Below are 19,098 nucleotides of genomic sequence, written 5' to 3' on the forward strand. Positions count from 1 at the left end.
TTAATTAAATTTATGACCGATTTAATGTAGATCACGACCCGCTTCGGCGGGTTTTTTATTGCTCGGAGAAAATATGACAGATTCACTATTTCAAGCAATTGAAAGTCAAATTAAGCGTGCGCAATCGAATATTTATACCGCTTTACCAGCAAAAGTTATTTCATTTGATGGGCACACTGTTCAATGCAAGCCCATGGTTAACAAAGTACTATCCAATGGTGAGGAAATTTCAATCCCTCTATTAGTTGATGTGCCAGCTCAATTTCCACATGCTGGTGGGTTTTGTATTACAGTGCCAATCAAAGCAGGTGATGAAGGACTTGTTGTATTTTCTAGCCGCTGTATTGATGGTTGGTTTGCAACAGGTAACGCTTCAAAACCTCTTGATAATCGAATTAACGACTTAAGCGATGGCTTTTTTATTGTCGGTTGTAATAGCGTGCCCAATAAAATACCTAATTTTTATTATGATGGTATTTCATTGCAAACTGACGATGGTTCAACGCATATAAGGCTTGCGAACGGTACAATTTATATAAAAGGCAATATAGAACATCAAGGAAATACCGAACAAGTTGGTAGTTACAGTCAAACTGAAGGAGATGCCACAAGTACAGGTACCATCACAGCGAAAGACGTTAAAACCAATAAAGGTATCGATTTAAATACACATACCCATATTGGGGTACAAAGTGGTAATAGTACAACAGGAATACCAAAATGATAGTAAGACAGCTTGATAATAACCACGATTGGATGTTTGGGTACGGTTTAGGTAACTATCTGGATGGCTCGGAAGCAATAGCGCAATGTGTGAAAACTAAATTATTAGCGTTAAAAAGAGACTGGTTCTTAAATCGTGATGATGGCATAGCTTGGTTTGATTATCTCACTAAAAAACCTAACACCAAACAATTAGAAATCGATGTAAGAACTGAAATTTTCAAAGTAGCTGGTGTCATCAATATTGATAGTTTCGATATCTTATTAGATACCGATACCCGTGAATTTCTAATCCAAATAACTTATACCGATAAATTTAACAAAACCAACGAGGCATCATTCAATGTTAAAGATAACAGATAAGGGGATCGAAATTGATGACTTATATACTATTCAAAATCGATTAGTTAGTGCATTTAAATCAATATATGGTGATGATGTTAATCTTGATAGCGATACACCAGATGGACAGTTACTAGGATTATTTTCGCAAGAATTAGCGAATATACATCAAGCGGTTGCATTTATTGTACAAATGTTAGATCCATACCAAGCGACCGGACATTGGTTAGAACAACGAGCAATGTACGCAGGACTAACCAGGATTACAGCATCCTATTCTTATATTGATGAAGTTATTTTTACTGGCTCACCAAAAACAACGATACCAAATAATTCTATTTACATCGATAAAAACAAAAATAAATGGGTATCTATTGAGCAAATAACATTAAATGATTTAGGCAGCGCACGTGTTAAATTCAGGTCATTAGAACTGGGCAATTATTCCGTTAACGCATTAGAGGAGTTTGCACCGAGTACCATAATTATTGGTGTAGATAAAGTCACCGCGAACACGAAAAGTTATGGCGGTATTGACGAGGAAACTGATGTGCAATTATTGAAGCGTTTCATGTTATCTCACGCAATTAATAACTACGATGATCGCCAAGGTATGCAGTCTGCGTTAATGAATATAACAGGTGTAACTAAATGCATAGTATATGAAAATTACACAAATAAAACAGATGAAAAAGGAGTTCCACCTCATTCACTTAATGCCGTGATTCTTGGCGGTGCTGATGAAAAAATAGCTGAAGTTATCACTAAAAAGAAAATTGGCGGTTGTGGGTTATATGGTCAAATTGAATCCTCTTATTTATTAGATGATATACCGAGAAAAGCTTATTTTGATAGACCACAAAAAATTGATATTAAGGTATCAATGACAATTGGTCGTTACCAATCATTTAATGATATCAACACAGAACAAATCAAAACTAATTTAAAAAATCTTGATTTTGACATCGGCGAGAATGTTTATTCATCACGCATCATCTCAAGTATCAATCTAGTTGATGGGTTCTATATTAAAGAACTCACGGTCAATGGAGCTAATATTGCAAACATCGATTATAGAGCATATGCACAGATTAATAATGTCGAGGTGCTTATAGATGGATAGAGAAAAATTCCTCATCTGGCAATATCGTAACAAACCAAAAGCACTCGGTACCATTCGAGCAATCTATAAAGAAACTGACCAAACATTTAAAAGCGTTATTCAAGTGGCAGATATTCTTAATATTGAAGAAGCTACTGGGTATGCGCTGAATTTAGTGGGTCGCCATGTTGGTGTATTTCGAGTTTTACCAACGGCTATTGCAAAAGAGTATTTTGGCTGGTTAGAAGATAATACGTCGCTTTCATTCAATGTTGGTGAGTTTTATCGGTATGGTGATGCACTGACATCATCAGTAGTGTTAAATGATAATGACTTTCGTTTTTTTATCAAAGCACGCATCACCAAAAATTATCAAACTGGCGAGATATCAAACATTGTTAAATCAATCAAATTTGTTATTGGTAAGCACAGTAATGTAACTGATTCACAAAATATGACTATGAACATACTAGTTAATAGTGAGCAACTTAACTCATTAACACTATATGCAATTAGCAAAATGGATATTTTAGCCCGTCCTGTTGGGGTGATGTATCAACATGCTGTCTTGATCAATGATGAGCCTTTCGGGTTCTATCATGATAATCAATCATACGGATTTAGCTTAGGTAAATTTGTCCGACTTAAAGAAATAGGAACTATTCAATGAAAATACAAAAACAACCAGATTATCTAATTTTTGCTGATTCCGCAAAAAAAGGTGAAAACACGGACTTTCCAGACATTAACAGAGGATGGGGAATTACTATTGAACAAACAGCTTCAAAACCGCCAATGGAGTGGATGAATGGCGCTTTTAATCGTATAGATAAAAATATGCTTTATTTGCTCCAGCAAGGCGTGCCAGAATGGAGTGAGTTAGTTACTTACCCTGTAAACGCAATTATTAAATACAACGGTGTGTTGTATACCGCTATAGCTGAAAATGATAATGCTAAACCATCGACTAATACAACTACATGGAAAAAAACACAGGCAGAAATACTAAGTGCTAGCACAACTCAAAAAGGCATTGTTCAACTCAGTTCAGCAACTGACAGCGAATCAGAAACGGAAGCCGTAACGCCATTGGTATTAAAACGAGTTAATGATTTATTACAGTCTATCTCAGTTAAATATCATTGTTATGAGCGTGAAACTAGAATGTACAGCGGTGACAGAAAACAATATATTTTTACCCGCGATGATGGTTATTGCGGTTTTGTCGGCGCCGACGGTCAAATAAAATGGGCATTTGATTCGAATGGCTCATTGGTTATCGGTGATATTCCCGCCAATAATGTTAAAGGATTAAGTGACTTTATAGTGAATATGTTTTCATCATCTTCAAACGAAAATGCTGGATTTTTAAAAATGCCAAACGGATTAATTATTCAATGGGGTCGTGTACTATACGGAAATAATGTTGTTGACGGTAATGTTAATGGTGAAGATAAATCATTTTACACTGCATTTCCTCGCGTTTGCTTGTCAATCGTGTCTAGCGATGAAGGGAGCGGTGCAAATTCAACAGGTTGTTGGCCGTTGTCAACGACACAATTTAGATGTTGGGGGCGAACCCACAAAGGCTCATATAGTCAAACCGGAATTTTTTATATTGCAATAGGATTTTAATATGAAACATTATTATAATAAAAAAACAAGGTCATTTTACATTGACGAAATTAACACATCAATTCCCAATGATTCAGCCGAAATTACAGAAGATCAGCACAATGAGTTATATAACGCAATAAACACGGGATGTGTTATATTTGATGATTTAACTTATTCTGAATCTCCACCATCTGCGTTTCACAAATGGAACGAAAAAACAAATAAATGGGTGCTAGATAAAGATGCAGAGAATGAAGCTACTATTGTGCAAAATCAAGCTATGAAAAACTCATTAATAAACGAAGCTAACGAGAAAATAGCAGTACTTCAGGATACTATTGATTTAGAGATGCAAGAAGATAATGAAGAAGCACAACTAAAACAATGGAAAAAATATCGAATTTTATTAACTCGTATTGATACATCCGATATTAATGCAGTATTTCCAGACAAGCCATAAAAAAGTGGCAATTACGCCACTTTATCTTTATTTTTTAACATTTCAATTTGTTCAACTGCTTTTTCAATATTACTAAAATCAATCTCATTTTTATGATGGAAATGGTATTCCGAATCCCACCATTTTAACTTCAACAACTTATTTATGATATTCTCATTAAATCTATAGCGTATAATTTTTGCTGGAATACCTGCAACTATAGCATACGGAGGGATATCTCTAGTTACAACAGATGAAGCACCAATGATTGCTCCATCTCCGATACTTACTCCAGTGATAATAACTACATTAGCTCCTATCCAGACATCATTACCGATAGTCGTGATTTTTAAAGGTTTAAAATTATCAGTATCATTATATTGAAAAGGATGTGTTGAAAGCCAGTCGGTGGGATGTCTATCCGCGCCGATAGTGACATTTGTAGCAATTGAACAATATTTACCAATTTTTGTATTCTTAACTAATCCACTAATAATGTATGAATGGTCATCAACTGTGCAATCATATATCAATATTCACGTCAGCACAAACCTTTGCTAAACTTGATATCGATTGCGATTTTCGTACACTATAATCTAAATTATTACGCAGTTTTAAGCCTGTTTTTTTGTAAATCCAATGTCTAAATCCCATGCCGAAATCCATTAATCCATTTTACGTTATTTTAACATACCATATAAATTCTACACACTATCAATTTTCAACTTCACATACTCCACCGCGTATTGATACGATTCAAAAATACCGACTTTGTTTAATCCGCCATTTTTATAAAAACACCATCATTCGCTACTGATATCAAGCGACGTAAAAATCAGGGACGAATCATCTTTACAATCGTAACAACAGAAACTGGCGCAGAATCAACTGTAACTAGCATCGGCGATATTCCCAATGGGTTTACTTTATTAAAGCCTAATTCTAATTTTGATTCGTGGAACGGTAAAAAATGGGTGCTTAATAAAGAAAAACAACATCAGCATGATGTAGCTACAGCACAATCACAACAATCACAATTACTCAATGAAGCAAATGGCGCAATTAGCAACTTGCAGGATGCTGTTGATGCTGAGATAGCTGCAGAACAACAAATAGAAATGTTGAAAAAATGGAAAAAATATCGTTTTGAATTAAATCAGATAGATGTTAATACTGCGCCAAATATTGACTGGCCAGCAAAACCGGAGTAACAATCAATTGTTCTGGATAATTGTATTTGTTTTTTGTGTATAAACAGTGCAATTATCTGGAACGTCTTTATTTACAAAAGACATTGCTCCGATTTTTACATTGTTTCCTATGGTTATTTCTCCGCCTATTATCAGTGAATTAGCACCAATACAAACATTATCTCCGATAATTATATGCATTGGTTCATGACTACAACCTATTGTAACATTCTGATGAATAATTAAATTTTCGCCAATTGTTACATTTTCATTAATAGTAATACAATATGGATGACCAAGTTTTAAATTTTTCCCAATTTTAGAGCCTAGCATAATTTCAATGCCAAACTTGATTACTAATTTTTTTTGAATTCGTTTAGCCACTCGTTTCTGATTAGAATTGCCGTGCAAATACATTTGATTGGCTAATCGCCACCAGAAAAGATAAATTTTTCTTGGATCTCTGGTTTTTATATATGATTTTAATATTCTATAAAATGTTATTTTTTTGCCATTAGTTATTTCAGCTTTCCAACACTCTTTAAGAAATGTCAAATCATGCGTTAATAAAAACTTAATTATATGTATGTATTTCATAAAACCAATCCAATTAATTCATAATATTAGTTTAACATATCTTATAAATTAATAATAAAAACTATCAATCTTCAACTTCACATACTCAACAGCAGCATGATACGATTCAAGAGTATTGTATTAATACTTTCAGTGTTTATCTCGTTTTTTAAAACACTTTTTATGCTCATAAAGCAATAAAACCTTAAAAATTTTCTAATTAACTATTTTCAGATAAAGCCTAATTTTGTTGATTAATCAAATTAGGTTATTATTGAGTAAAATTATTTATAAAAAGTAATAACAGTTTTTAAGCAACAATAAGATATAAGGATGTATTATGAATACTCACCATTTGGCTACTGCGATGGCGACAGCTATTAATCAAGTTAATCACGATGCTATAGAAAACAAACGGATTGTTGGTTCGGTTGTTATGGTGGCTAAAAATGGAGAAATAGTTTATCAACAAGCGAGCGGTTATGCTAATCGTGAACAGCAAATACCCATGCATACCGACTCGCTATTTTTATTATCATCGGTTACTAAACCAATAGTGACAGCAGCGGCATTATGTTTAGTCGAACAAGGGGTACTTGATTTACAATCACCTGTTACCGCTTATCTTCCTAGCTTTACTCCCAAGCTTGCTAGCGGTGAACAACCAGTTATCACTTTACATCATTTACTGACTCATAGTGCTGGATTAAAATATCGGTTTGACGAACCTAATGGTAAAGGTAATTATAATTCTTTGCAGATTTCAGATGGTTTTGATCAAATTGCCATCAGCGTGGACGAGAATCTAAAGCGCTTATCTCAAGCTACACTTATTTACCAACCGGGTACTAATTGGTGCTATTCATTAGCCCTCGATGTATTAGGTGCAGTATTAGCAGCTGCAACAAAAAAATCATTAGCAACGGTAATTAAAACACTAATCACTGAACCATTAAACATGCCGCAAACTGGTTTTGCTGTATCTGAAAGTAGCCAGTTAGTAACCCATTATTATGATGCCACACCGCAACCGTTACCAATGCCAAGCCCATATTTTATGCATTTAGACGAGTCATGGAATAACGGCATTTTATCTTATGATCCTAAACGTATATTCAATAAACATGCTTACCAATCAGGTGGTGCCGGAATGGTTGGCAATGCGCCTGAATTTATGCAATTTTTATTAGCATTAACAGCAAAAAATAATCCAATAAGCCAACAAAAATTAATGGATAAAATGACTAAATGCTATGTTAGTAGTGACTATGCTATTCAAGGCCCAGGTTGGGGATTTGGTTATGGTGGAGCAGTACTTGATAATCCAAGTTTAGCTAAAACTCCACAAGGTAAAGGCACGATAGAGTGGGGTGGAGTATATGGTCATGATTGGTTTTACGATCCACAACAAGATTTAGCGGTTGTCATTTTTACTAATACTGCGATAGAAGGTATGGCTGGGCTTTACACAAGTCAAATCAAAGATGCCGTTTACCATTCACTAGCTTTAATTTGCAGGTGTTAATCTTTGTAGTAAAAAACTGATAATGCTGCTGAAATAACTAAATTATAATAAAAGATTTATAAGAATACACATATCTTTATATATTTAATATATAATATTGATTAATTTCTTCGATATAATTATTTAATGATATGAACAGTTATAAAGTTTTCCAACATCCAGATGGTAGAATAGAAGCAGTTAAACTAGGTTGGTCTTGGCCGGCTTTCTTTTTTGGGATCATATGGGCAATTATAAAAAGATTGTGGGGTCTTGTTGGTATACTTTGCGGAATCGCGGTGCTTCTATTTTTTATTTCTATGACATTTGATCCTATTTCAAACACGGGCTATTACTCAGAAAGCCAAATCCAAGCAGCAGTAGCTTCAGAATTATTATTTAATTTAATCACTTTAGTTATTTCTATTATTTTGGGTCAAAAAGGGAATAAGATAAGAGAAACAAATCTAACTCAAAGAGGTTATCAACTTATTCATACTGTTGAGGCAGAAAATCCTGATAAGGCGATTGCTGAAGCTAAAACTTCTCATAAAAGTGATATAAGTATCAATATATAGTTATAACATTCTGAATTGATTTAAATAAATCATATTCGCTAGTTAATTTAAACAATACGTTAAATGCAACTTATCAGTAACCCTGATAAGTTTTTGCTCAGTATATACAGCAATCACAAAATACTGATAAGGCTCATTCTTATTTACTTTGCCTTGAATGCAAATATTATTGCGAATTTTAACTACAATAATGGTGACAATAAAAAAGATAAGTTATTTATAAAGATTTATTTTACGCGTGCTCAGCTGGCGAAATGTTAAATGATGATATTATACATTCTGTTTGCCCATAGCATTTTATTGGCAAAACATGCCTTTACCTAACTCAAATCATAGATGCCTTATACAGTTCACTGTCTTTAATTTGCAGGTGCTGATTATCGTAAAATTAGTTAATAAATTGATTTTAATTTTAATTTTAATTTTAATTTTAATTTTAATTTTATAATTTAATTGATGGTATTCGTTGTAAAGCTGAAATTGACACTTAAACTAAAATTTAATTATTATCAGACTTATTTGCTTGAACTATTATTTTGTTTATTAATTACTTTGGTTTTTTGAACAAATTTTATAGAGTTACGTGTGGATAACCAACATAATATTGCACCTATACAAACCATTCCCGTTCCTTGCCAAAATAACAATGACAAAGAAGTATGTAATAGAAAAGCTGATAATGCTGCTGAAATAATCGGAATAAAATATGACGCCCCTGCAAGAATAGTCACATTACCATGTAAAACACCATAATTCCATGAAGCATAACCAAAGCCAATTGAAATGGCTGCTAACAAAAGAAAGATAATAGCTGAATAACTGAATATTATGGTATTTTCATCAGATAAACAATATTTAATCCAGAGAACCAACGCGGTTAAAAAGAAAAATAGTGTTACTCCATTTTTCCCTTTAGCACATTTAATTGTGACTATGCAGTAAGCTGACCAGATAAAGGCTCCTATCAAAGCAAGGCTGTAACTTAACGGATTATCTTTAACATTTTCAATCATTAACCATATATTTATCTCTTGCTCTCCACTTAATACCCAACTAATACCAATTAGTGGGAGAATACCACCAGGAATAATGAGTAGATTGGTTTTCTGATTATTGAATAATATGGTCGAGATAATGGTTAAAGTTGGCCATAAATAATTAAGCATACTAACTTCAATTGCCTGCTGTCCATTATGTGAAAAACTAATAGAGAGTGAAAAACATAGTTCATATGATACAAACAGTAAACTTCCCCATATTAAATATCTTCGAGAAAAATCTCTTAGTTTTGGTGCACCTATAATAAAAAAAAGTAATATTGTTGCAATACTGTAAATTAATGCTGTTCCTGCAATAGCACCGAAGTTTTCACTAACTATTTTGATTGTACCTACTAGTGAACTCCACAATAGAATAGCTATTAGGCCAATTAAAGTTGCTTTATTTTTATTTGCCATTAAGGAACCCAATTACTTTCTTTGCTTTAAATAAGGGAAAATAATAAGTGACGATTGTTGATAATAACTTAATTATATCAGTAATTTTAAGTTATTAGATAATTCACTCTAAACATTGTTAAACCATATAAAGTTTACTAAATATTAAGAATAAAAATAATGGTCAGAATTTATTAAATTAATAAATAGTCTCACCATTAAATGTTAATTATTACTCTAACAATAAGAAGATCTAATTTAATGATAGAGTTATTACTTTTTGTGTTAGTTTTATAATTTTTCTCGTTTAATCAATAGTTTTTCTGTAAGGTGTTGCCCTGTTTTTGTTGTACATAATCCTCCCTGACATGTGCAACGAAAAGCAGCAGGTAGTTTTTGACCAATATCGTACATTGAATGAATAGTTTCATCTAATGGAATAATTGGATTAAATCCCCACATTACCATATTTGCTGCTAGAACAGCATTAGTTACTGAACTTACATTACGACTAATACACGGAATTTCCGTTAGTCCCCCTACAGGATCACAAATTAGTCCCAACATATTTTGTAACGCCATAGATGCAGCTTGGAATGCTTGTTCAATATTACCTCCTAATAATTGAACAATCCCTCCGGCAGCCATTGCACTTGCTGATCCATTTTCTGCTTGGCATGCGGCTACTTCTGCCCCAAAAGAAGCATTATTTGAAATAAAAGATCCGATTAATCCACTTACCAGTAATCCTTTGATGATATCATCTTTTGGCAAACTTAATTTTTCACCAATAATTATTATACTTGCTGGTATAACGCCACTTGAACCTGCAGTAGGTGCAGCAACGACAATATTATGAGCACAGCTGTTTTCCATAACTGCAATTGCTGCTAAAGCGGCGTCATTTAACACACCAGAAGGTATTGAATTGGTATTATTAATCATCCGCATCATTTCTTTAGCTTTATAAGGTAAAAAGCCATATAAAGGAGTTGTCGTTGGATCTGGCGGAATAGTTGATTGTTTCATGATATCATAGGTTTGTTCTGCCAATTGCCATATTACTTCTTTAGATGCTCTGCTAATCGAAACTTCATAGTCTTGAGCGATTTCCCATGTTGCTTTTCCTGTATTTTTTGAATATTTTGAAGCGCCTTCAGCATTAAAGAAAAGAGCAGAAGGATTTTGTTGCATTTCAACAGGCATAATAACTGGGGCATACTTTATCCATAATATATTTAATTGTTTATCGAGAGTTAAAAGTAGGTTTTTGGTTTTTTCATCAAATCCAGATACTGAATATAATGTCATGTTATTTTTTTCTGATTTCTTTATTGAAACATTAAGTGATTCCAGCATTTCAGAAATTTGGACAGTATTTTTTGTTAAACAACAAATAAAAATTTGTTCTTGAGAACCATCAATAAAAACAGGCCAACCATTTAATTCAACAATTTCAAACATTCCCCCACCAGTTGAAAAAGTTAAAACAGACAACTCGATTTCATTGTTTTCATTATAGACATTAATTAAGGCTTCATTGGGGTGCCTAGAAGATAGTTTTTGTTTAGAAAACCATATTTCTTTACCTAACTTTCTAGCTATTTCTACCGCATCTTTGACTTGAATATTATTTGTTTTAAATCCAAGTAATCCCCCTGTAAAACCAAAATTTGAACCCTGACCAATATATGTTTCAGGGTAAGAACCATTTTCATCAAAAATGATATTTGCTTTATTAATTTCTCTTCCAAATAATAATCGAGTTTGCAAACCAATTCTTGCACACCCAGCAGAATGGGAGCTAGAAGGACCGCACATAATCGGTCCTAATACATCATTAAAAATACTATGAACTATCATATAACCTCTTATTATTTATATTAATGTTTTTTGGTTAAATAGATGCGGATAAATTTTACAACCATTAGAACAACAATAAGTGATCCAACATATCCACTCATGATATAGACGGCATTAATAATGACATCAAACGGCATAGCAATAGCACCAATTAACGCAACCAGAGAAACACCCCATACAATTAATTTATGTTTTTTGGTTCCTTCTTCAGAAAATTTAATTGCTATAACATGAAGTAATGGTGTTGAAATAGTGTAGATGGCAAAAAAGATTAATGCACCAAAGGCAATTCCTAGTGGAGCCCAAATTTCTTTTGCTAAGAATAAATTGATAATTTGTTTATTAGCTACTTGATCAATATTTGATGTGATTGCAAAAGAACCGATAATATCAAGTAAAGCGTAAATAATTAAACCAATACTTTGACCAATAACTAACGGTTTAAAGTTATATTTTGTTGCTAAATCTGCTGAAAAAGCGGCTAAAAATAACACCATTAAACCAACTAGTGATATACCTGATAAAAACCAATTAGGTGCAACTTTTAATAATTCAAATTCGTTTGTTGTAATGCGAGCAGTATTAGTATCTATATTATTACCATTGATTATTAAAGTGGCGATACTGACAATAATAACGAAGGCGGTTAAAAATGGCATAATAATACCTAATGATTTAAGAATAGAATTTAAACCAATAGTAACTGTTCCGGCAGTAATAATTGCAGTAATAATTGCGCCAATAATGAGTGGTAGCCCATATTGTTCAAATAAGATTGAACCTCCTGCTGCGATCTCTGCAATAAACATAGTGAAACAAAATAGAAGTGAAAACCACTCAATTACTTTACCAATAAGCGGGCCACAAAAAAAGGCGAACACTTCTGTACCTTTACTGCAACCACCATATTTCCCAGCATAAATAAAACCAATATTTACGAATATAATTACCAGACTAAAAATTAAACCAACTCCGATAGCATTAAAACCAAAGGGAACAAAAAACTGTATAGTTTCTTGTCCACTCATAAAACCACCACCTATTAAGTAACCTAAACTTGATGCAATAAAAATATACACCTGACTTAAAAATGATTTATTCATATATTTTCCTCATGAGAGTTATAGTTTTTTAAATTGTCATCCGTCACAATAATAAAAAAAATAAAAATATTTTTCATGATTGTGAATATAAGCTAGCATAAACCTATTTTTTAGCCATTGTTTTTTTCATTTTTGTGATAAAATAATTCATATTTGTGAATTAGATCAAGTTTATATAGTTTTTGGAGGAGGAAAAATGAAAAGATGCACCCGATTATTATTAAAAAATAAAAGGGTAAAATTGAATAAAAAGAATATGAAACTTTAATTTTAAAGTGTAAAAAATGGGGTAGGAATCTAGTGAAAATTATTTTTTCTTATAGAACCAATAGCTTACGCAAGTAGAATCACCAATGTTTTTAAATGTATGTAAAGTATTTTTCTTTATATAAATAGTATCACCAGCATTAACAATAAATTCTTGATCTAACATTTCTATACATAAACTTCCTTGGATAATAATAGCAATTTCATCATAATCATGTCCCCAAGAAGTTCGTTCATAATTAATGCCTTTTTCTACTGTAATACAAATACCTTCTATCTCATTTTCTTCACTGTTTAATATCTCGTATTTAACTTTGCCTTTTTCTGAGAAAAAAACTTTTCTTTCTTCCATTTTGGTTACAGGACTTATAGCAGTTTTATGAACAGTCAAAACATCAGTAATATTTACATTTAAGGCAAAGCACACTTTTTGTAGTTGAGATATAGTTGGGCTTATTACATTTCTCTCTAGGTTACTTAAATATCCACTGGATAAACCACTTATCAGTGATAATTGTTGTAATGTTTTATTTTGCTGTTTTCTAATTTCTTTTATTTTTAGTCCAACATTACAATCTTTAAAATCTTCATTCATTGATTTAATACACCTAACTATATTTTTATCTTATAAAGATTATATCGAAATTTTACAGTGTCAAGTTAACTCGAAGTAATACTTGATTATTCATTTCATAAGGTTTATTAAAAATGTAGATAAGTTTTAAAAATTTGACCGATCATGATATTACCGAAACAATTGTTTTTCCATTGCCAATAATGAGTGGCTTAGGTGAGGATGATTATGCCAATACTGAACGCATGCTCAATCGTTTTCAAGTTTTGGTTGATGGTAAAGTGATCACTCCTAACCGTCACGTCAGAATCTTGATGAATAAAAAATATCACAATCAGTAAATTTGCACTGTTGTTGATATTTATGTCAAGATGTTTCCAAATAACTATGCGTTTAAGTATAAAATAGGTTAAGAAAAATAACTAGAATCATATTTTTCAATGTACTAGAGTTGAAACTACTTGGATATATTTATTAAAAGCAATTTGCTAAACAAACCAAAATATAATCTTACTCTGTTTAAAAAAGCGATACAAATAGCCCTCTATATTTCTAAATTATTCTGCTAAAATGGTTAAGTGTTAATATTTTCTAAAGCTCATCAACAATGAAACATCTTATACAACAGATCCTATTAGCTATCACCTGTTTGATATTCGCCTGCTTGGCACAAGCAAGTCACTGCTATAGCTATACCGTCGAAGGTTATTACAACTTAGTGGTTGAAAACGGCGGTATGTTTTTGCAGGAAACAATTAAAGATAGCAATAAAGTCAGTTATGTATCTCAGGATAAAGAGCTCTTAAAAGGTGTTAACGGTCAAGATTTTCGGGTTATTTCTGATGATGGCAAATATATACTTTTCCTGACAGATGCTATGTACTATCTTGTACCTAAATCTTTATATACAGTTAAAGAGTATGGTGTTAACCCACTGTTTCGTGAGGACGAAGTTAACAAAATAGTCTCTAACCAGTTTTATCTAGTTTCCGGTGACTGGTATTATGTTGTTTTAGCATATAATGGGCAAAGCATTAAACACAAAATACCTGAACTTAAAGGCAATCTGGAAATAATCGCCAACTTCAACCGTGGTGAAATATTATTAAAAGATGATCATGCGGTGTATATTTATTATGAAGGCGAAAATAAACTTAAAGAAATACCGCATCTCTCACCTTCACAAACACATTTCGTTCAGTCACTGGATTTTTATCAGCAACATCACTATTTATATGATGATGATACATTTTACCTGATTAATATACGATTTATATACCAAGACATTACCAAACAGTTTAATCTGCAAGGTAAGCGTGATGGCTTCACTAATGCTGAGATTCACCCTAGTTACTCAGGGGATTCGATTGATACCAAAGATGGACTGCTCTGGCTTTATGCACACCGTACTGTGCCTCAAGGGGAGGATTCTTTTTTCACGCCTGTACAAGCAACCTACCTGAATAAGTACAAAGATGTGTATGTTTATCATGATAAAGTTTATGCTGATAATTGGGATCTTATTCAAGAACGCCAGCCACTTGATCTGGTGGTGGTTAAGAATCCTGAGGAACTGCATCGACCTGTTACGGTGGTATTTTCTGACAATGTATTGGAATACCTTTATCATGAACATCAGCTGCAACCTCAAGAAAAAAAGATTAAACTTAAAACTACTGAGGATTATATTGAAATCCAAAAACAAAGAATTTTTATTGGTGCTGACGAACTTAGTAGTGATATATTCCTAAATACACCTATTTTTTTAGGATCAATTGTCAATGTTATCAAACCATGCGATAGTCGCATGGGAGATTCAGTTGTTGTGGATTACTATTACTTTTTTACCGATGGTAATAAGGTTTATGCTTACGTCAATCCTTCGGTAAAGAAAACTCCACAAGTGTTGGATAACGTTTCCCCTCAGGGTCTTAAGGCTGACGATTATGAAACGTTACAAAAATTAATGAACATGCTTATTACTCCGTAATGCATTTATTAAAAATTAGTCACTTGAGGTTACCTGTTAATATTATTTTTTCAGAATTAATTGCAGGGATTGTAATGACATTAGGGTAAAGTTATCGACAACTTTCTATTCATTGAAGTTGCATTATGGAGGATAAAAAAGATATTAAATATCAAAAATAATCCTAATACCATGAATATATAAAACAACTCATCTTAGTTTGATGATAATAGTGTTATTATTAATAATCTATTAACTTATTATTCCGCATGTTTGCTGACCATTACAATATGCAATATGAAAAACTAATAAAATTAACCTATGAATACCAAGCAAAAGGATACGCTTAATACACTCAAAGCTTTATTAAACCACATAACCCTGGTAGCGGATAATGTTGATTATTTAAGCTATCAAAGTGTGAATATTCCTAAAAATATTTCGTCGTATGATGCTTATAAAATGATGACATACCATCAACCTATATGGCTAAGGCTGTTGTTTAGTCTTAGGGATTTTTTAGGGAAAATAGTTGGTATTGAGTCGATTAAAGGATTTGATAAATTAGGTGACGATGAACCAAATGTAGGTAGCACAGCCCATTTTTTTACAATAACTGAGAAAGACAAACAAACACTAACATTGGTTGTAAGGGATTCACATCTCGATGTTTGTGTACATATCCGACTGGTTCATGCTAACGATTTTCAAAATAAATTATATTTAATTACTTCAGTCAAAAATCATAATGTTATTGGAAAACTATATATGTTGCCTGTTTCTATTATGCATCCGTATATCGTGAGAAATTTATTTAAAAATTTAAAGGTTAGATGAAGGAAGTAATAAATAATAGAAAATAGCTTGTTAATTCTAAATTGCTAATAAATTGAAATCAGAAGATGTGCTGATTTATTATGCAAAAAAATCCTAGTTAGTATAATTAAAGAAAATAATTTCTATGAATCAATAAGTTGTAAATAACATTAGATGTTTGTTTTTTAATGCGAATTTTGCTATTTTAGATTTAATTTTCACAAATTAAGGAAAATAAAATGATAGTGTGTAACATTTACAGTTAAAAACCGATGGGTATTTTATTTTTCGACCTCTTGACATTGAATTCAATGCATAATACTGTCGAGAAGAGTCGCTTTTAAGCTGTTATTACAGCTAAGGTTGAATAAGATTACTTTTGTAAGACTATTCAGGTTTCTTTGGTCTGACTATAATTGGTTGGTCACCTATACATATTTCAGTGAATAGTTTTCCCAAATCGGTTAAATTAATGATGCCTTCTTCTATTTTTGGAAAGTTACAATTTTCACCTTGTCTTATTATCTCTTCTATTTGTTTAATATAGTTATCATTTTTTAAGTCATTATATTCATTTTTATCTTTATAGTTACGTTGATCATCTATTTCAATAAGACCTAATCTGTCAAGGTTATCAAGATAGCTATTTACGATTTTTAAATCACTACAATTTATTTTTTTACCAATACATGTATATTTGGATAATATATTCATTCCAAAGGTAGAACTTTCATTTTCATGTGCTCGAACTATTATAAAAGGGATTGATTTTTCTGTTTTGAGAAAAGCCATAATTTTTGCTTCATCAGAGGTCAATTGCTTAATGATTTCAACGAAGCAAGGTAATGCGGAGGATGATTCATTTTTATTCATTGATGATGCTAATAGATTAAGAAAAAGCTCATGCAGTTCTTCTTCGTCTGCTGTATATCTTAATGCTTCAATAGTTGGTACAGCAATAGATGCTTTAGGTGGTACAACATCTTCTAATGGTACACCTTCTAATTTTTTAGCTAACTTATTTTCTATAAGTTTTTCTATTGCAGCATATCCATTAATAAATACTTTGAGTGGTTTTAAAACAGTTAATATTGTTCCAGTTACTATTTCTAAACTTTGACTTAAATTATCGACAGAAGGTTTAACGACAGGCATGGCAACTTCCTTAATAACTTGATTTGCAACTTTATCGGGAATGTCTTTTAAATCTTTAGTTGGGTTTTCTTCTGTCATATTTTACCTCACTAATATTCACTAAGGAGATTTTTAACTTGTAAAAACATAGATTAAAAAATAAACCACGTTTTCTTTATTCTTTTTGGGTAATTTTTCTGTAGAGGGGAAATTGTTTGATATTGCTTGAAAAGATGGCGGAAGCGCAGAGATTCGAACTCTGGGAGGGTCGCCCCTCGCCGGTTTTCAAGACCGGTGCTTTCAACCGCTCAGCCACACTTCCGCAATGCCGCAGAATATTAAAGTAGTGACGCCCTTTTGTAAATAGCTAATTTGAAAAAAAAGTGAGTTTGCTTTAAATTTCATCAATTCCTGTCGTAGTTAGCGGTATTTGCTGACTTTTAACCTTAAAACTAGTGTTGCAATTGATTTAATTGAGTATAATACGCTACAACTGAAATTAGGTATTAAGCAAAATGTTAGCACAGATAGCAACTGATGATAATGGTTATTTAAAAAACTGGCAGGACTGGTCGATGGAGTTGGTGCCCGAACTGGCATTAACTGAGTCGATTGCCTTAACCGATGCTCATTGGGAAGTGATTTTGTTGGTGCGTGATTTCTATTTGCAATATAAAACCTCACCAGCCATTCGGGCATTAGTGAAGGCGATGGCAAATAAGTTTGGTGCGGAAAAAGGCAATAGCCGTTATTTATACCGATTGTTTCCCGAAGGTCCGGCTAAGCAAGCAACTAAACTTGCCGGTTTGCCAAAGCCGGTTAAATGTATATAGATAAAGAAGATATTAATTCATGATCAGATGGAAGCTACCTTTATTACTACTGGCAATACTCGGTTTTTTACAATACTCTTTATGGTATGGCAAAAATAATGTCTATGACTACCAAGATAACGTGCAAACGTTAGTCGAACTACATGCTGAAAATGATAAATTAAAAGCCCGAAATGAACAGATGTTTGCTGAAATTAATGACTTACAACGAGGTTCAGAAGCAATAGAGGAACGCGCCCGAAGCCATTTAGGTATGGTTAAACCTAACGAATATTTTTATCGAATAATTATTGATTCTAATTCACAAAAACAATAAGGCATCACGTGAATATTACTCGTAAAATTAGTGCAATAGTGCCAGCTGCAGGGGTTGGCTTTCGTATGAATAATCATATTCCTAAGCAATATATTAAAATTGGCTCAATGACGATTATAGAGCATACATTAGCTAAATTAGTAACGCACCCTAAAATCGATACAGTAATGGTAGTTATTAACTCGAATGATGACATGTTTAATAAACTTGCCATTGCTAGCCATCCTAAAATTAAGGTTACTTATGGGGGCGAAACTAGAGCTGATTCGGTACTAGCCGGATTAATGTTGCTTGATGCTAATGATTGGGCTTTAGTCCATGATGCCGCTAGACCTTGTGTGGCAATGGATGATATTAGTCGTTTAATTGAAACTGTTGTCAATTCGCAACGCGGAGGTATTTTGGCTACTCGTATTAGTGATACCATAAAACGTGCGTACCCAGTTGATAGCGTTATTGAAAAATCAGTCGATCGTAGTTATTTATGGGCTGCAGCAACTCCGCAATTATTTAATGTAGCTGAGTTAAAATCATGTTTACGGCAAGCATTACAAAATCATGTCGCTATTACTGATGAAGCGTCAGCAATTGAGTATTGTGGCGGACATCCTTTATTAGTTGAATGTCGACGAGACAATATAAAAATTACTCGTCCCGAAGATGTTGCGTTAGCTACATATTATTTAACCAAGCATAGTTCTGATAGGTAAGCAGTT

At 32.7% G+C, this 19,098-nt stretch carries 22 protein-coding genes and 1 tRNA gene; 15 read left to right on the forward strand and 8 right to left on the reverse strand.

Annotation, left to right across the window (positions count from 1 at the left end):
* Nucleotides 1-73: 73 nt before the first annotated feature.
* Genes A9G12_RS05945 through A9G12_RS05970 form a run of 6 tightly spaced genes read left to right on the forward strand, consistent with a single transcriptional unit; the run spans nt 74 to nt 4,244 of the window.
* Nucleotides 74-724 (forward strand): Gp138 family membrane-puncturing spike protein, encoded by a 651-nt coding sequence (locus A9G12_RS05945; RefSeq protein ID WP_065564941.1) that lies wholly within the window; start codon nt 74-76, stop codon nt 722-724.
* The gene (locus A9G12_RS05950; protein WP_065564942.1) at nt 721-1,086 is read left to right on the forward strand and encodes a hypothetical protein; all 366 of its coding nucleotides are present in this window, start codon (nt 721-723) and stop codon (nt 1,084-1,086) included. Before A9G12_RS05945 ends, A9G12_RS05950 begins: the two co-directional genes overlap by 4 nt.
* Nucleotides 1,067-2,188, forward strand: coding sequence for a baseplate J/gp47 family protein (locus A9G12_RS05955; protein ID WP_065564943.1), 1,122 nt, complete (start codon nt 1,067-1,069; stop codon nt 2,186-2,188). Before A9G12_RS05950 ends, A9G12_RS05955 begins: the two co-directional genes overlap by 20 nt.
* Entirely contained in the window at nt 2,181-2,837 is a 657-nt protein-coding gene (locus A9G12_RS05960; RefSeq protein ID WP_065564944.1) for a DUF2612 domain-containing protein, read from the forward strand. The genes A9G12_RS05955 and A9G12_RS05960 overlap by 8 nt, the downstream gene beginning before the upstream one ends.
* Nucleotides 2,834-3,802 (forward strand): phage tail protein, encoded by a 969-nt coding sequence (locus tag A9G12_RS05965; RefSeq protein WP_065564945.1) that lies wholly within the window; start codon nt 2,834-2,836, stop codon nt 3,800-3,802. The genes A9G12_RS05960 and A9G12_RS05965 overlap by 4 nt, the downstream gene beginning before the upstream one ends.
* 1 nt (nt 3,803) lies before the next feature.
* Nucleotides 3,804-4,244 (forward strand): tail fiber assembly protein, encoded by a 441-nt coding sequence (locus A9G12_RS05970; protein ID WP_081299675.1) that lies wholly within the window; start codon nt 3,804-3,806, stop codon nt 4,242-4,244.
* Nucleotides 4,245-4,255: 11 nt separating this feature from the next.
* Here the strand turns inward: A9G12_RS05970 and A9G12_RS05975 are convergent, their stop codons facing one another.
* Nucleotides 4,256-4,756, reverse strand: coding sequence for a CatB-related O-acetyltransferase (locus A9G12_RS05975; RefSeq protein WP_176701746.1), 501 nt, complete (start codon nt 4,754-4,756; stop codon nt 4,256-4,258).
* 324 nt (nt 4,757-5,080) lie between these two features.
* Here A9G12_RS05975 and A9G12_RS12055 point away from each other — a divergent pair, with 324 nt between their 5' ends.
* Nucleotides 5,081-5,434 (forward strand): tail fiber assembly protein, encoded by a 354-nt coding sequence (locus tag A9G12_RS12055; RefSeq protein WP_255306588.1) that lies wholly within the window; start codon nt 5,081-5,083, stop codon nt 5,432-5,434.
* Between the two features lie 3 nt (nt 5,435-5,437).
* Here the strand turns inward: A9G12_RS12055 and A9G12_RS05985 are convergent, their stop codons facing one another.
* A complete protein-coding gene (locus tag A9G12_RS05985; protein WP_065564948.1) occupies nt 5,438-6,010 on the reverse strand; it encodes a serine O-acetyltransferase in 573 nt (190 codons plus the stop codon).
* A gap of 319 nt (nt 6,011-6,329) precedes the next feature.
* On the opposite strand from A9G12_RS05985, the gene A9G12_RS05990 reads away from it, so the two are divergent.
* Nucleotides 6,330-7,514 (forward strand): serine hydrolase domain-containing protein, encoded by a 1,185-nt coding sequence (locus A9G12_RS05990; RefSeq protein WP_065564949.1) that lies wholly within the window; start codon nt 6,330-6,332, stop codon nt 7,512-7,514.
* 131 nt (nt 7,515-7,645) lie between these two features.
* The gene (locus A9G12_RS05995) at nt 7,646-8,071 is read left to right on the forward strand and encodes a DUF2628 domain-containing protein (RefSeq protein WP_065564950.1); all 426 of its coding nucleotides are present in this window, start codon (nt 7,646-7,648) and stop codon (nt 8,069-8,071) included.
* 515 nt (nt 8,072-8,586) lie between these two features.
* Here the strand turns inward: A9G12_RS05995 and yddG are convergent.
* The 4 genes from yddG to A9G12_RS06015 form a co-directional block, all read right to left on the reverse strand.
* Nucleotides 8,587-9,528, reverse strand: coding sequence for an aromatic amino acid DMT transporter YddG (gene yddG / locus A9G12_RS06000; protein ID WP_065564951.1), 942 nt, complete (start codon nt 9,526-9,528; stop codon nt 8,587-8,589).
* Between the two features lie 270 nt (nt 9,529-9,798).
* Nucleotides 9,799-11,370 carry an L-serine ammonia-lyase, iron-sulfur-dependent, subunit alpha gene (locus A9G12_RS06005; protein WP_065564952.1) on the reverse strand — a complete coding sequence of 524 codons (1,572 nt, stop codon included), beginning with the start codon at nt 11,368-11,370 and terminating at the stop codon, nt 9,799-9,801.
* A gap of 20 nt (nt 11,371-11,390) precedes the next feature.
* Complete coding sequence (locus A9G12_RS06010; RefSeq protein WP_065564953.1) at nt 11,391-12,473, reverse strand: hypothetical protein; 1,083 nt, start codon at nt 12,471-12,473, stop codon at nt 11,391-11,393.
* Nucleotides 12,474-12,780: 307 nt separating this feature from the next.
* The gene (locus A9G12_RS06015; RefSeq protein ID WP_065564954.1) at nt 12,781-13,335 is read right to left on the reverse strand and encodes a helix-turn-helix domain-containing protein; all 555 of its coding nucleotides are present in this window, start codon (nt 13,333-13,335) and stop codon (nt 12,781-12,783) included.
* A 134-nt stretch (nt 13,336-13,469) separates the two neighbouring features.
* Here A9G12_RS06015 and A9G12_RS06020 point away from each other — a divergent pair, with 134 nt between their 5' ends.
* From A9G12_RS06020 to A9G12_RS06030, 3 genes are all read left to right on the forward strand, one after another.
* Nucleotides 13,470-13,655, forward strand: a complete 186-nt coding sequence (locus tag A9G12_RS06020) for a DUF4424 family protein (protein ID WP_065564955.1) — start codon at nt 13,470-13,472, stop codon at nt 13,653-13,655.
* A 266-nt stretch (nt 13,656-13,921) separates the two neighbouring features.
* Nucleotides 13,922-15,304 (forward strand): hypothetical protein, encoded by a 1,383-nt coding sequence (locus tag A9G12_RS06025; protein ID WP_141674113.1) that lies wholly within the window; start codon nt 13,922-13,924, stop codon nt 15,302-15,304.
* Nucleotides 15,305-15,604: 300 nt separating this feature from the next.
* Nucleotides 15,605-16,120 carry a DUF2867 domain-containing protein gene (locus tag A9G12_RS06030; RefSeq protein ID WP_065564957.1) on the forward strand — a complete coding sequence of 172 codons (516 nt, stop codon included), beginning with the start codon at nt 15,605-15,607 and terminating at the stop codon, nt 16,118-16,120.
* 366 nt (nt 16,121-16,486) lie between these two features.
* Here the strand turns inward: A9G12_RS06030 and A9G12_RS06035 are convergent, their stop codons facing one another.
* Both A9G12_RS06035 and A9G12_RS06040 read right to left on the reverse strand, forming a co-directional pair.
* A complete protein-coding gene (locus A9G12_RS06035) occupies nt 16,487-17,332 on the reverse strand; it encodes a DUF4393 domain-containing protein (protein ID WP_065564958.1) in 846 nt (281 codons plus the stop codon).
* Between the two features lie 135 nt (nt 17,333-17,467).
* Nucleotides 17,468-17,555, reverse strand: a tRNA-Ser gene (locus tag A9G12_RS06040).
* Between the two features lie 193 nt (nt 17,556-17,748).
* Here A9G12_RS06040 and A9G12_RS06045 point away from each other — a divergent pair.
* From A9G12_RS06045 to ispD, 3 genes are read left to right on the forward strand one after another with little or no spacing between them, the layout of a single operon-like run.
* Entirely contained in the window at nt 17,749-18,066 is a 318-nt protein-coding gene (locus A9G12_RS06045) for a TusE/DsrC/DsvC family sulfur relay protein (protein WP_065564959.1), read from the forward strand.
* Nucleotides 18,067-18,085: 19 nt separating this feature from the next.
* Nucleotides 18,086-18,382: a cell division protein FtsB gene (gene ftsB, locus A9G12_RS06050; protein ID WP_065564960.1), complete on the forward strand. Its 297-nt coding sequence runs from the start codon at nt 18,086-18,088 to the stop codon at nt 18,380-18,382.
* Complete coding sequence (ispD, locus tag A9G12_RS06055) at nt 18,379-19,092, forward strand: 2-C-methyl-D-erythritol 4-phosphate cytidylyltransferase (protein WP_442903473.1); 714 nt, start codon at nt 18,379-18,381, stop codon at nt 19,090-19,092. Before ftsB ends, ispD begins: the two co-directional genes overlap by 4 nt.
* The last annotated feature ends 6 nt before the right edge of the window (nt 19,093-19,098 follow it).

The organism is Gilliamella sp. wkB112 (assembly GCF_001690685.1).
Lineage (GTDB): Bacteria > Pseudomonadota > Gammaproteobacteria > Enterobacterales > Orbaceae > Gilliamella > Gilliamella apicola_J.